8 protein-coding genes and 5 pseudogenes are annotated in these 13,313 nt (G+C 66.3%); 8 read left to right on the forward strand and 5 right to left on the reverse strand.

The window, feature by feature from the left end; translation table 11 throughout:
* Window positions 1–2: 2 nt before the first annotated feature.
* Both P1N55_RS05055 and P1N55_RS19625 read right to left on the reverse strand, forming a co-directional pair.
* Window positions 3–1,928: a DUF7527 domain-containing protein gene (locus tag P1N55_RS05055; RefSeq protein ID WP_346430003.1), complete on the reverse strand. Its 1,926-nt coding sequence runs from the start codon at window positions 1,926–1,928 to the stop codon at window positions 3–5.
* Window positions 1,861–2,334: a hypothetical protein gene (locus P1N55_RS19625; protein ID WP_346430004.1), complete on the reverse strand. Its 474-nt coding sequence runs from the start codon at window positions 2,332–2,334 to the stop codon at window positions 1,861–1,863. The genes P1N55_RS05055 and P1N55_RS19625 overlap by 68 nt, the downstream gene beginning before the upstream one ends.
* 100 nt (window positions 2,335–2,434) lie before the next feature.
* On the opposite strand from P1N55_RS19625, the gene P1N55_RS05060 reads away from it, so the two are divergent.
* The 6 genes and pseudogenes from P1N55_RS05060 to P1N55_RS05085 all read left to right on the forward strand — a co-directional run bounded on the left by P1N55_RS05060 (window position 2,435) and on the right by P1N55_RS05085 (window position 8,332).
* A complete protein-coding gene (locus P1N55_RS05060; protein WP_276277872.1) occupies window positions 2,435–2,830 on the forward strand; it encodes a DUF7541 family protein in 396 nt (131 codons plus the stop codon).
* Window positions 2,831–2,869: 39 nt separating this feature from the next.
* Window positions 2,870–3,437, forward strand: a pseudogene (locus P1N55_RS05065) (peroxidase-related enzyme).
* A 477-nt stretch (window positions 3,438–3,914) separates the two neighbouring features.
* On the forward strand, window positions 3,915–5,303 hold the full coding sequence (locus P1N55_RS05070) for a DUF7282 domain-containing protein (RefSeq protein WP_276277873.1): 1,389 nt from the start codon (window positions 3,915–3,917) through the stop codon (window positions 5,301–5,303).
* Between the two features lie 255 nt (window positions 5,304–5,558).
* A complete protein-coding gene (locus P1N55_RS05075; RefSeq protein ID WP_276277874.1) occupies window positions 5,559–5,918 on the forward strand; it encodes a DUF6684 family protein in 360 nt (119 codons plus the stop codon).
* A 72-nt stretch (window positions 5,919–5,990) separates the two neighbouring features.
* Window positions 5,991–7,778, forward strand: a pseudogene (locus tag P1N55_RS05080) (cbb3-type cytochrome c oxidase subunit I).
* 290 nt (window positions 7,779–8,068) lie between these two features.
* Window positions 8,069–8,332: a DUF7520 family protein gene (locus P1N55_RS05085; RefSeq protein ID WP_276277875.1), complete on the forward strand. Its 264-nt coding sequence runs from the start codon at window positions 8,069–8,071 to the stop codon at window positions 8,330–8,332.
* 17 nt (window positions 8,333–8,349) lie between these two features.
* Here P1N55_RS05085 and P1N55_RS05090 read toward each other — a convergent pair whose 3' ends face one another.
* Window positions 8,350–9,009, reverse strand: a complete 660-nt coding sequence (locus P1N55_RS05090) for a hypothetical protein (RefSeq protein WP_276277876.1) — start codon at window positions 9,007–9,009, stop codon at window positions 8,350–8,352.
* A gap of 297 nt (window positions 9,010–9,306) precedes the next feature.
* Between P1N55_RS05090 and P1N55_RS19895 the strand changes: the two are divergent.
* Both P1N55_RS19895 and P1N55_RS05100 read left to right on the forward strand, forming a co-directional pair.
* Window positions 9,307–10,176, forward strand: a pseudogene (locus P1N55_RS19895) (PAS domain-containing protein); the annotation flags it as partial.
* A 250-nt stretch (window positions 10,177–10,426) separates the two neighbouring features.
* Window positions 10,427–10,708, forward strand: a pseudogene (locus P1N55_RS05100) (ATP-binding protein); the annotation flags it as partial.
* Between the two features lie 21 nt (window positions 10,709–10,729).
* Here P1N55_RS05100 and P1N55_RS05105 read toward each other — a convergent pair.
* Window positions 10,730–12,432 (reverse strand): annotated as a pseudogene (locus P1N55_RS05105) (acyl-CoA mutase large subunit family protein).
* Between the two features lie 61 nt (window positions 12,433–12,493).
* Window positions 12,494–13,285 carry a CBS domain-containing protein gene (locus tag P1N55_RS05110; protein WP_276277878.1) on the reverse strand — a complete coding sequence of 264 codons (792 nt, stop codon included), beginning with the start codon at window positions 13,283–13,285 and terminating at the stop codon, window positions 12,494–12,496.
* Between the last annotated feature and the right edge of the window lie 28 nt (window positions 13,286–13,313).

Genomic DNA, 13,313 nt, shown 5'->3' on the forward strand with positions numbered 1-13,313 from the left:
CGCTACAGTTCGGGTACCGCCAGGTGGAACTCCTGGTTTCTCGCTTCGAGCAGACAGAGGTGGTACCCGTCCTTGCGCGAGAGGTTCACGTAACTGTCGCGTTTGTCCCGGCTGAACAGCCCGCTCGAGGTCGCCTCCTCGGCGGTCTCCAGGGCACCCGGTTCGAAGAAGCTGCTGGTGACCAGGAACGCCGCCGCGAGTGTCTCGGAGGCGTTGCCCACGCGCTCGCCGTCGCGGACAAGCGTCGTCATCTGCTCTTCGGTGGCGGGGTCGCGCGAGTCGTTCATGTTCGCGACGACGAGCGGGTTGCCCATCCGGTCGCGGACGACCACGTCGAAACGCTCCTGAGAGCGGTGTTCCTCGCCGTTCTCGACGTAGGTCACCGACACCTGGCCGTTGAGCTCCGCACGGTCGATTCGGGGGATGGCGTCGAAGAGGTCCTGCATCCCGCTCGCGTGGCCAGTGTTGGCGATCTCGTAGAGCAGGTGGCGGATGAGCCAGTCGACGAAGCGGTACTGCATCGTCCCCTGGAGGAACTCCTCGAACGGTTCGCCGTCGACGGACGCGTCCTCGGCCTCGAACTGGGTGTGGTACTCGAGGCGCAGGTTCTCCTCGACCGCGTCGCGCCCGACCTCGCCGTCGTGGGCTTTCGCCAGGGTGGCTTCGCCCTTGGAGTGATACCGGACGAACAGGTTGGTCTTGCCGATGGCGTCGCCGGCGGTGAGGGCGGTCCCGGAACCGGTGCCCGCACCACCGGCCTCCTCGAGCTGGCGCTCCAAGCGCTCGATCTCGCCGCGTGCCTCCTCCAGGTCAGACTGAAGGCGGTCACGTTCGGCACGGAGGTCCTCGGCCGTCGACTCCAGCGAGTCGACTTCGGCCTCCAGGCGGGAAATCTCGTCCTCGCGGTCCGCCAGTTCCGACTCCAGGGACTCGACCTCGCCCGGGTCCGGTGTGGTGTCGCTGCTCTCGCCCGAATGGGTCGGGGTCGGGTGTGTCGACGGACTCGAGGACTGCGTCGGTGGCCGGCGCGTCTGGCGCGACTCGGACGTCCCCGCCCGGGGTCGGTCACGGCGCGGGCCGGCGTCGGCCCCGAGGTCGCCCTCGGATGCACTCGCGGTCGACTGATCGACCGAGACCGAGCGCTCGGGGTCAACGGACGGAATCGAGCGCGTCTCGAGGTCCGCTGCCGTGGTCGGACCGTCGCTGTCGCCGCTCGTGTCGGTGCTCGTCTCGGCGTTCGCCAGGCTCTCGTCTCGCTGTTGGCTCGTCGGCCCGGTCTGGACGGCCCCGTCCTCCGGCTGCCGGTCGGGCGTCTGGGGCGACTCGCCGCTCGACGCCGTTCGTTCGCTCGTCGGCTCGGTCTTCGGCGTCGGGTCGTACCGTTCGACGCCCGAGTCGGCCGCGTCGGACTGTTGCCGGGCCGGTTCCGGCTTTGGCTGTGTCGGCTCCGTGCTCGACGCGACGTCCGCCGGCGTCGCCTGATCTGCCGTGTCGGTCGACGCCTCGGCGGCTGTGTCGTCGGCCTCGCCGCCGGAGCGGACCGACGCCCCCTGGCTCGAGCCGGCGGCCTTCGACCCCGGTGGGCCGCCGCTCGACCGGGCGCTGACTTCCTCTCTTGACTCGGATTCGACGCCTCCGTCGCTGCCGCCACCCGCCGGCGGCGCGTCCGCCACCGCTTCCCCGGACTCGTCGGCGCCCGTCGCGTCGTCCTCGTCGTCGACCACCTCGGACGGCGAGTCCGTGGCCTCCTCGGCGGCGACTGCGCCCGCGCCCTCGTCTTCCTCCGTGGCTCCCTCGGGTTCGGGTATCTCTATCGGCGTGATGTCGACGGGCTTGACCTCGTAGATGCCCACCTCACCGTTAGCCTGGTCGAAGGCCTCGTCGTCTGTTAGCAACCGCTCGGCCGACCCGACCCAGGCGACGCTCATCGAACGGCCCTGGTGGTAGACGACGTAGTAGTCGCCCGAGAGGACGTTCTCGGAGAGCTCGACGAACCCGGTGAACTTCCCGTCGGCAAGCGTCCGGTCGACTTCCTCGATGGGTCTCTTCGGTGTAGTACTTCGCCCGCACCTCGTCGGCGCGGTTCTGCATCACCGCGAGCAGGGGGAGTGCTTCGTGTGGAGCCTCGCGGGCGGTGCCAGCAGCGTCCTGGAGGTCCTCGATGTCGCCGTCGAGGACCCCGACGACCGTCCCGTTCAGCATGAACAGTCGCGTCGGGCCGGCGAGGACGGCGCCCGAGAACTCGTCCGCGGCGAGTTCCTGCAGGCCCGCGTACCCGCCCGCGAACGGGACCGAATCCCAGTCACCGACCCGTTCGTCTGTACGTGTGGTCATTACCTCATGGAAGCCCCATCGAAGACAAATAGTTTGTGCCCAGACCGGCCAGAACGCCGAGTCCGATGGGCATATGTCGCCCGACTCGTAATGAGGGGGTATGGAAGAGCAACCGGGGTTGAGCGACCAGTATCGGACCGCCAGCCCGTGGCCGGTGTTCGTCGCACTCGGCCTCGCGCTGTCGGAGGTGGGCGTGTTCGTCGGCCTGTTTCCGGTGGCCGTCTTCGGCCTCATCCTCTTCGGTGGCAGCGTCGCCGGCATCCTCACCGAGTCGGGCTACGCCACCCGTCCGTGGCCGACGCTCGTGGCAGTGGGCGCGGTGCTCGCGCTCGTCGCCGCCGCCATCGCCCTCTGGCAGATTCCCGCGAGCGAGTTCTACGTCGCGAACATCGACGACAACGGCCTGCTCTCGCGGATGGTCGCCGTCGTCGTCGCGGGCATCGTGATGGCCGCGATGGGTAGTGTCGGGTCGCTCGTAGAGCAATCTGCGGTCTGACGCCGACACGCTGACGGTGCGGGCGGCCGTCTGTCGAGTATGACCGAACCAGCGATGACCCGGTTCCCCGTCCCGGACGAGGCGGACCTGCCCGCCGACGTGCGCGAACGCATCGAACGAGAGACCGAGGACGCCGGCTTCACCCCGAACGTCTTCTCGGCGCTTTCCTACCGACCCTCGCAGTTCCGCGCCTTCTTCGAGTACTACGACGCGCTGGTCGAGGACAGCGCGCTCGAGCGCGCCGAGATCGAGATGATAATCGTGGCGGTAAGCGGCGTCAACGACTGTCTCTACTGTGTCGTCGCCCACGGCGCGCTGACCCGTATCTACGCCGACGCCCCCCTGCTGGCCGAGCAACTGGCGACGAACCACCGGACCGCGGACGTCGGCGAGGCCCACCGAGCGATGCTCGACTTCGCGGTGAAGCTCACCGAGTCGCCCGCACGCGTGGGCGAGGACGACATCGAAGCCCTCGAAGACCACGGCTTCTCCCGGGAAGCCGTCTGGGACGTCGGCGCCGTCACCTCGTTTCAACCTCTCGAACCGGATGGCTCACCTCGCGGACATGCGTCCGAACGAGGAATTTTACACACTCGGTCGAGAGTAATTATCCGCCAAGCGGGTAGCAGCCACATATCAACCGGTAGGCCAGAGATACCGGGTTCGAAAACCGGTCAGCAGTAGTATATATCTACCCATCACGAGGAGTATATCACCTACTATTCCACGTCCCACCGATCCGAACCGCTCGTGGCGAGGGTATGCTAGTGAATATAATATGAACACCGACACCGATACGCATCAGCCTCGGGTAATTTCGGAGTACCGATCGAGATCAGAGCGGTATGGGCCACCAGGACCCAGTCCTCGGGTGTCGCCTCAAGTCGGCCCCTGGTTCGATCAAGACGGCTCATCTCCCGCCAGTTTTCATACATTATTTGAGGTTTTCACCCTTCGATAGGCAGGTCGACGTGACGTCCAGCAAGGTAACTATGTGCTATCGCTGGTAATACAATCGAACTATCACACCGCCGGATGAAAGGTTGTCACGTTATTAGACATCGTGACACTTCGATTGCGAAGGATGCACACACATACCAGAAAAGTCACAGCACTCTCGCTGGTGCTGTTGATGCTCGTATCGTCTTCGATCGCGATAGGCTTTGCCGGCGCGTCGTTACAACAGGCCGGGAACGCCGGGAACGTCGGGAACGTCGGCGTCGCGACGGTCTCGTTCTCCGACCAGACGACGGAAGGGACGACAGTCACCGTCGACTCGGTCAACGTCTCCGAGGGCGGGTTCGTCGTCGTACACGACAGCAGCCTGTTAGAGGGCAACGTTGTCGGGAGCGTCATCGGGGTAAGCGAGTACCTCGAGCCCGGTGAGCACGAGGACGTCGAGATCACGCTGTTCGACGTCCCGGGCGCTGAATTCGATCAAAGCGAGCTCACCGAAAACGAGACGCTCATCGCGATGCCGCATCTGGACACCAACGCCAACGAGACGTACGACTTCGTCGCGACGGACGGCGCGGCGGACGGTCCGTACGTGACAGCAGACGGGTCCCCGGTCACTGACGCGGCCAACGTCACTGTCGAGTCGGAGGAGCTCACGGAGGGTGAGTCGTACACCGTCTCGAACCTCTCGGCACCCCCGTCCGTCCAACAGGGAGACTCGGTGACCGTCAGTGCGACGATAACGAACCCGAACGACGTGGCAGACACGCAGGAAGTCGTCTTCAGGTTCGACGGCACCGTCGTGGTCCGCGACCAGGTCGAACTCGCGGCCGGGAACTCGACGACCGTCTCCTACACCCTCGATACGTCGGACGTCGAAACCGGTTCGTACTTCCACGGCGTGTACACGCGGTCCGAGGGTGCGCCAGCACAGATCCAGGTCGTCGACGACGTGCAGTCCTTCGGAGTGTCGAACCTCTCGGCCCCCACTGCTGTCGAAGTCGGCAGCGAGTTTACCGTGAACGCGACCGTCTCCAACCCCAACGCGTTCGTCAGCAGGCAGTCCGTCGAGTTCCGGTTCCAGGGTGGCCTTATCGAGGCGCGGGATGTCACCCTCGACGCTGAGGACAATTCGACGGTCCAGTTCCAGGTCGACGCGAGCGGCGTCAGTCCGGGGACGTACATCCACAGCGTCTTCACCCGGGACTTCGGACAGTCGGCGCTCATCACCGTCGAAACCCCGGGAGAGGACCCACCGCCCGAGGAACCGACTGAAGAACCGACCGAAGAACCAACCGAGGAACCGACTGACGAACCGACCGAAGAACCAACCGAGGAACCGACTGACGAACCGACCGAAGAACCAACCGAGGAACCGACTGACGAACCGACCGAAGAACCAACCGAGGAACCGACTGACGAACCGACCGAAGAACCAACCGAGGAACCGACTGACGAACCGACCGAAGAACCAACCGAGGAACCGACTGACGAACCGACTGAGACCGAAGCGTAGAGGATACCCGCGGTCCAGTTCGAACCCCGGTCGAGGAGTGCGGGAGGTATCTGTCCCGGCCGGGCAATCGATACAGCGGACTGCGTCTCAGTTGCACCCATTTTTCGTCGTCATTCACGCAACGTGGCACACGGGCAATGCTGTGATCCGTGTATCGAGGGGTGATGCCGCGATCCGGGTCGCTGGTGACGAGGAGTGCAACGCTGAGCGAAACCAACAGTCTATTTACCGCCCTGTGCTAACCCTGATTTATCCATGGCACTGTTCGGATTCGAGAAGGACACCCTGCTCGACCTCACTGTCAACTTCATCCCGCTGGGTATCATCCTCTTTTTCATCGCCGCGTTCGCCGTCGTGCCCGCGTTCGGCGTCGACCCGGTGTTCTCCGGGATGCAGTTCGCGCTGATGATCTCGATGTTCCTCCTGCTGGGCGTGCTGACCTACTACGCCGGGCGGGCCATCGAGAACGCCGAGAAGGCAGCGGAGGCAGCCGCGCTCGAGGAACCGGCCGAGAGCGACCCGAAGGTCGAGGGAACGACCGCGGAGACGGCGGCGCTCGACGACGACGGAGCGGACGCCGAACCGTCGCTCGAGCGGACTGACGACGACGCCTGACGACGGGGACTGACCGACCGACGGCGGCGCGGAACCGACCCTTTCATTATCGTCTAGTCCTCACAGGCGACCATGGCAGCAGGAGATCTATTGCTGACGGGGTTGATGGCCGTCCTCCTCGTCGGCATCGCCGCGCTTTTGACACGTATCGAGGACTGGCGGTCGTACACGCCGCTGGCGGGAGGGGGTTCCGCCACCGGTGAGACCGTCGTCCACAGAGAGAAACCGGCGGGGGTCATCCGCTGGCTGACGACCGTCGACCACAAGGACATCGGCCTCCTCTACGGGGCCTACGCGGTCATCGCGCTCGCCGTGGGCGGCATCATGGCGATGCTCATCCGACTCCAGCTGGTCACGCCCGCCGGCGCGCTACTGGGGCCAAACGCGTACAACGGCATCCTGACGAGCCACGGCATCACGATGCTGTTCCTGTTCGGGACGCCCATCATCGCGGCGTTCGCGAACTACTTCATCCCGCTGCTCATCGGCGCCGATGACATGGCGTTCCCGCGCATCAACGCCATCGCGTTCTGGCTGCTCCCGCCCGCGGCGCTGCTCATCTGGGCCGGGTTCTTCCTCGCGCCCATCACGGGCAACATGATCGAGCCCGCCCAGACCACTGGACGATGTACACGCCGCTGTCGGTCGAACAGACCAACCCCGGCGTCGACTTCATGCTGCTGGGCCTGCACCTCTCCGGCGTCGCGGCCACGATGGGGGCCATCAACTTCATCGCGACCATCTTCACCGAGCGTGACGACGACGTGAGCTGGGCGACGCTCGACATCTTCTCGTGGACCATCCTCACCCAGTCGGCGCTCATCCTCTTTGCCTTCCCGCTGCTGGGCAGCGCCATCGTCATGCTGTTGCTCGACCGCAACCTCGCGACGACGTTCTTCGCCGTCGAGGGCGGCGGCCCGCTGCTCTGGCAGCACCTGTTCTGGTTCTTCGGCCACCCCGAGGTGTACATCCTCGTCCTGCCGCCGATGGGGCTGGTCAGTCTCATCCTGCCGAAGTTCTCCGGTCGGAAACTCTTTGGCTTCAAGTTCGTCGTCTACTCGACGCTGGCCATCGGCGTGCTGTCCTTTGGCGTCTGGGCCCACCACATGTTCTCGACGGGCATGGACCCGCGGCTGCGGGCCTCGTTCATGGCCGTCTCGATCGCTATCGCCATCCCGAGTGCAGTCAAGACGTTCAACTGGATCACGACGATGTGGAACGGTCGGCTTCGCCTGACGACGCCGATGCTGTTCTGTATCGGCTTCATCGCGAACTTCATCATCGGCGGCGTGACCGGCGTCTTCCTCGCCGCCGTCCCGGTCAACCTCATCCTCCACGACACCTACTACGTGGTGGGTCACTTCCACTACATCGTCATGGGTGCCATCGGCTTTGCCGCCTTCGCCGGCATCTACTACTGGTTCCCGGTCTTCACCGGTCGGATGTACCAGCGCACCCTCGGCAAGGCCCACTTCTGGCTCTCGATGGTCGGGACGAACATCACCTTTCGCGATGCTGGCGCTCGGCTACCTCGGGATGCCCCGCCGGTACGCGACTTACCAGTTCGACGGCGCCATCGCGCCGCTGGCACAGGTCGAGACGTTCCACATCGCCGCGTCCGTCGGTGCGGTCATCCTGTTCATCGGCCAGATAATCTTCGTCTGGAACCTCGTCCAGTCGTGGCTCGAGGGCCCGGTCGTCCAGGACGGCGACCCGTGGAACCTGGAGCGCGACGGCATGCTCGACCGCGAGTTCGAGTGGTTCGACCGCAAGCTCGAGACGGCCGTCGCCGACGGCGGTGAAGACGACGAGCAGTCGGTGCTGCCCGACGGCGGCGAGCGGACCGACGCGGACGACTGAGACGCGGCGCCCTGTTTTTACGACGGCGGACGTAGATACACCCGCAGAGCCGACGAACCGGCGAGTGACGACCTGTTCCGGTGGCGCAGTGACACTGGACGGCAGAGAGCGCGGCCCGCCGGTGAGCACACGGGGGCAGTCAGGCCGCGCCGGCGACCAGCACCATGGCGGTCACGAACATCATCACGGCGATGCCGGAGAGCACGAGGAACAGCAGTTCCTTCTGGGACATACGCTCCGTAGGGGACGGAAGTGAAAAAGGCTAATCGTCTCGCGGCCTACGCTCGGGTATGAGCGAAGCAGTCGCCGCGAGATCCGGCGACAGAATCGTCGTCCGCATCTACGTCGCCATCGTCGCGCTGGCGGGCGTGATGGGGTACGTGCTCGGCGTCATCCGCCCGGAGAACCTCCAGCCGGCGCTGTTCGGGATCATCCCGCTCCCGCCGACGCCGCTGGGGGTCGCCATCTACGGGGTGACGACGGTGGGCATCGGACTCGGGGTGTTGCTCTTGCTGGTCGTCTACGTCTCGCGCTACGACGACGCGAGCGAGTGACGGCCACGTCCCGCGGATCACCGGTCTGCCGACGTGAGGACCGACGGGTCCGCGTCGTCGTCAGCGAGGGCCGCCCCCAGCCAGGCACTGTACCCGACAGACTGTGAGGCGTCGAGCGACAGCGGGAACGCCTCGTCGAACAGGGCGTCCCCAACCGCGCGCAGCGACGGCACCAGTTGCGTCGGCGGCCCCGTCGCCTCCAGCCCACAGGTCCAGGCGCTGGTGTCCCCCGCCTCGACAGCCGTCACTTCGGCGTGGGCGGTCACGCCGGCCTCGGAGAGACGCTCGGCGAGGACCGGGTGGTCGTCGTCGAGACGGACCAGCAGCCGGGTCTTCTCCACCGGGTGCCACAGCCCGCTCCGGTCGGCGTCCCACAGGGCCGGTGCCTCCGAAAGCGAGAACCGCCACTTGTACCACTGTTCGAGTCGGCCGGTGACAGCCGGCCCGAACGCATGCGACCCGAGTGCTGCCAGGCGCTGTTTTATCTCGAGCGCATGGGCGTCGCCGCCACGGAGTTTGACGTTGACCGCGGGTGCCGGCGGCGAGAGGTACAGGTCCGTTCGCGTCGCCGTCGTGACGTCACCCAGCCCGGTGACCCAATCGGTCAGAGAGGTCGGTGGCGGGCCGGCGTCGAACCATCGGACCTCGAGCGAGTTCGTCTCGGCTGGCGGCGCCATAGCGGATTCGCGCGCGCCTGGCGAATGAATGTTGGCCTCACTCCGGAACCGAATCTCGGTCACCGCGACAGGGTGGTGGTCCGCCCCACCCGCGGCGTCTGGTGACTGCCGTGGCACTCGAGGCCGGGCGTTCGAGAGCGAACAGAGCCACCCCGGGTTCAGTTGACGGCCGGCAGAGACCTACACGTATTTGGTTGCACGACACACACCTCTCACGAGAAGATGGGGGACTGCGACGAGTCCGGCGGGGGTTCCGCGCCGGCAGGGGACAGAGACAGGGGCAGCGTCTACGAAACGATGGTCGACGCTATCGACGAGGCCGTCTTCCTCGTCGACGTCGACCACGCGGGGGACGACTACACGTTCACCCTCAGCCAGAGCAACGAAGCGTACAGACGACAGACCGGATTCTCGAGAGACCAGCTCCGGGGAGCGACGCCACGGGCGCTCTTCGGCGCCGAGCAGGGCGCCGAGATCGCCGCCACCTACAGCCACTGTGTCGAGACGGGTGAACCGGTGACCTACGAGGAGACGCTCGCGGTTCCCGCCGGGACGTGTCGGTGGCGGACCAGGCTGGTGCCGGTCGTCGAGGGGGAGACGGTGACGCGGCTGGTCGGCACGGGGACCGACCTCACCGGAATGGCAGAGCGTGACCGGGAACTCGAGCGCTACGAGGCGATGCTCGAAGCCTCGAAGGACGTCGTGACGGTCATCGACACCGACGGGGTCATCACCTACGTGAGCCCCTCGGTGCACGAGGTCCTGGGCTACGCGCCCGAGGACCTCGTCGGCGAGAACGGCTTCGACTTCCAGCCGGACTCGACCGCGGCGGTGGTCGCGGAGGCGATAGCGGACGTCCGTGAGACCCCCGAGGAGCCCCGGACCGTCCAGACGAAGTTCCGCCACGCAGACGGGTCCTGGCGCTGGATAGAGGCGACGATACAGAACCGCCTGGACGACGAGGTCATCGACGGCCTGCTCGTCAGCAGCCGCGACGTCACCGAACGAACGGAGTACGCGGAGCGACTCAAAATCCAGCGCGACGACCTGGACGTGCTCAACCAGGTCCTGCGCCACGACATCCGGAACGACCTCCAGCTGGTGGTGGCATACGCGGAACTGCTCGCGGACGACCCGGACGACACCCGGCGCGAGTACGCCGAGACCATCCTCGAGAGCGCGACCCACGCCGTCGAACTCACGCGGACCGCCCGCGAGATGGCCAGCGTGATGCTCTCGGAGGCCGACACCCGACGTCCACTCGATCTCGGGACGGCACTCGAGGCCGAGCTCGAGGACCTCCGGGCGACCTATCCCGAGGCGACGGTGCGCCTCGAAGGAGACCTAGACGACGTCAGCGTGCTCGCCGACGACATGCTGCGGTCGGTGTTCCGGAACCTGCTGAAACGCCGTCCAGCACAACGACGCCGACGTGCCCGAGGTGAGCGTCTCGGCGTCGCTGGGGGACGGCACCGTGACCGTCCGCGTCGCCGACAACGGACCGGGAATCGACCCGTCCCGCCGGGAGACCATCTTCAGCAAAGGCGAGAAGGGGCTCGGGAGCCGCGGGAGCGGCCTCGGCCTGTACCTCGTCCAGACGCTCGTCGAGGGGTACGGCGGCGAGGTGTGGGTCGAGGACGGCGACCACGACGGCGCCGTCTTCGTCGTCGAGTTACCGACCGAAGACGGAGGCTCCTGACCCGCGACCGGCGGGTGGGGCTCAGACGACGCCCGCCGTCTCGGTGTAGGACCCGTAGGCCGCCTCGAAGACGGCCATTATCTCGCCCATCGTCGCGTAGTCTTTCACGGCGTCGACGATGGCCGGCACGACGTTGTCCCCCTGGTCGACGCGCTCACGCAGGGCTTCCAGGTCGGCCGCGACGGCGTCGTCGTCGCGCTCGGCTTTCACCCGTGCGAGGCGCTCGCGTTGTCGCTGCTGGACGGACTCGTCGACGCGCAACAGTTCGGGTTCGGTCTCCTCGGCGACGGTGTAGGCGTTCACGCCGACGACGACCTCCTCGTCGCGCTCGACACGTTCCTGGTACTCGTAGGCCGAGTCCTGTATCTCGCGCTGGAAGTACCCCTGCTCGATGCCCTCGAGGACACCGTCGCGGACCGAGCCGTCGCCCAGTTCCTCTTTGATGTGCTCGATGTAGGCCATCACCTGGGCCTCGATGTCGTCGGTGAGCGCCTCGACGGCAAAACTCCCTCCGAGCGGGTCGACGATGTCGGCCGCGCCGGACTCCTCGGCGATTATCTGCTGGGTCCGCAGGGCGACCCGGACCGCCTCCTCGGAGGGCAGCGCCAGCGCCTCGTCGAAGGAGTTGGTGTGCAGGCTCTGGGTACCCCCGAGGACGCCCGCCAGTGCCTGGATGGTCACCCGGACGACGTTGTTGAGCGGTTGCTGGGCGGTCAGTGACTGGCCGGCCGTCTGGGTGTGGAACTTCAGCTGCTTGCTCTGGGCGGGCCGCGCCGTACCACTCGTCCATCACCCGGGCGTAGATGCGCCGCGCGGCCCGGAACTTCGCCACCTCCTCGAAGATGGCGTTGTGCGAGTTGAAGAAAAAGGACAGCTGGGGCGCGAAGTCGTCGATATCGAGGCCGCGGTGGAGGCAGTCCTCGACGTAGGCGAAGCCGTCGGCCAGGGTGAACGCCAGTTCCTGGACGGCCGTCGACCCCGCCTCGCGGATGTGATAGCCCGACACCGAGACGGGCTTGAAGTTGGGCGTCTCCTCGCTGGCGTACTCGATGACGTCGGTGACCAGTTTCAGCGACGGCTCCGGGGGGGACGACCCACTCCTTCTGGGCGATGAACTCCTTGAACATGTCGTTCTGGAGGGTCCCTCGAATCTGGTCGCGGGGCACCCCCTGCCGGTCGGCCAGCGCGACGTACATCGCGTAGATGACCGGCGCGCTCGGGTTGATGGTGAAGGAAGTCGAGACCTCGCCCAGGTCGATGCCGTCGAAGAGCACCTCCATGTCCGCGAGCGTGTCGACGGCGACGCCCTCCTTGCCGACCTCGCCGTCGGCCATCGGGTCGTCCGAGTCCAGCCCCATCAGCGTCGGCATGTCGAAGGCCGTCGAGAGCCCGGTCTGGCCCTCGTCGGTCAGGTAGTGGAACCGCTCGTTGGTCTCCTCGGCGGTCCCGAACCCGGCGAACTGCCGCATCGTCCAGGTCCGCCCGCGGTACATCGTCGGGTAGACGCCGCGGGTGTACGGCTCCTCGCCGGGGAATCCCAGATCGGCGTCGTAGTCGGTGTCGGCGACGTCCAGCGGCGTGTAGAGCCGGTCGACCTCGAGGTTCGAGACGGTAGCAAAGCGGTCCCGGCGTTCGCCGTGGGCGTCCAGTGCCGGATCCAGCGTGTCGTTCTCCCAGGCGTCCTTGGACTCGCGGATCTTCCGGAGGTCCGCCTCGTCGTACATACCACGGTATTTGTCACTAGATTGCATGAACGTTCGGGCGGATCGGCCGCCAGTACCCAAACTACTCCTGTAGACGCTGTGTCGTCTCGACCAGCGGGTGGTGGGCGTAGTCGACGACGTCGATGTCGGCGATGGACTCGAGGTCGGACTCGGCGGCCGTCTTCGCCATCCCCAGCTCCACCGGGGGGTCGAGGACGATGACGTAGGCGTCCATCCGGTCGATGTCGAGGCGCTCGGCGGCCTTCACCCGGTGGTGGCCGTCCGCGAGCAACAGGTCGCCACCGTTGTCGATGACCACGAGCGGTTCGGCCAGTTTCCGCTCGAGTTCGTAGACCCGGCCCTCCAGTTCGTCCGCGTAGACTGTCGTCTGCGTCGGCGTCAGGTCCGCCAGGGAGACGGTCCGTCGCTCCTCGTGGACCGTCGTCCCGTGGATGTTCTCTAAGGTCCGGCCCAGCTTGTCCACCTTGTCCGGCGTCGCGCGCTCTATCTGCGAGCGGATGACGTCGGCGTTCGAGATGATGCCCACGAGGTTGCCCGCGTCGTCGACCACCGGCAGCTTCTGGATGCCCGACCGGAGGATGACCCGCGCGGCGTCCTGGACGGCCATCTCCGGGTGGGCGACGAGGATGTCGTCGGTCATCACGCGGAACATCGGCTCGTGGTCCTCGGCTAAGAGCAGGTCGCGGGAGCTGACGAATCCTTCGACCCGACGGCCGTCGGTGACCGGGAAGCCGCTGAACTCCTCGTTGTTCGAGATGCGCTCGGCAACCTCGGCCACCGTGTCGTCGAGTTCGACGGTGGCGACGTCGCGTGTCATGTACTCCCCGACGGTCGGCCGGCCGGAGTCCTCCATCGACACTCGATTGACGGCCGACGGGCAA

This window comes from Haloarcula regularis (assembly GCF_029338315.1).
Lineage (GTDB): Archaea > Halobacteriota > Halobacteria > Halobacteriales > Haloarculaceae > Haloarcula > Haloarcula regularis.

What these genes read in the sequence shown, in the direction of transcription:
- P1N55_RS05090 (WP_276277876.1), bottom strand. Translation starts at nt 9,009, where the DNA reads ATGGCGCCGCCAGCCGAGACGAACTCGCTCGAGGTCCGATGGTTCGAC.
- P1N55_RS05055 (WP_346430003.1), bottom strand. Translation starts at nt 1,928, where the DNA reads ATGAGCGTCGCCTGGGTCGGGTCGGCCGAGCGGTTGCTAACAGACGAC.
- P1N55_RS05085 (WP_276277875.1), top strand. Translation starts at nt 8,069, where the DNA reads ATGAGCGAAGCAGTCGCCGCGAGATCCGGCGACAGAATCGTCGTCCGC.
- P1N55_RS05070 (WP_276277873.1), top strand. Translation starts at nt 3,915, where the DNA reads ATGCACACACATACCAGAAAAGTCACAGCACTCTCGCTGGTGCTGTTG.
- P1N55_RS19625 (WP_346430004.1), bottom strand. Translation starts at nt 2,334, where the DNA reads ATGACCACACGTACAGACGAACGGGTCGGTGACTGGGATTCGGTCCCG.
- P1N55_RS05110 (WP_276277878.1), bottom strand. Translation starts at nt 13,285, where the DNA reads ATGGAGGACTCCGGCCGGCCGACCGTCGGGGAGTACATGACACGCGAC.
- P1N55_RS05060 (WP_276277872.1), top strand. Translation starts at nt 2,435, where the DNA reads ATGGAAGAGCAACCGGGGTTGAGCGACCAGTATCGGACCGCCAGCCCG.
- P1N55_RS05075 (WP_276277874.1), top strand. Translation starts at nt 5,559, where the DNA reads ATGGCACTGTTCGGATTCGAGAAGGACACCCTGCTCGACCTCACTGTC.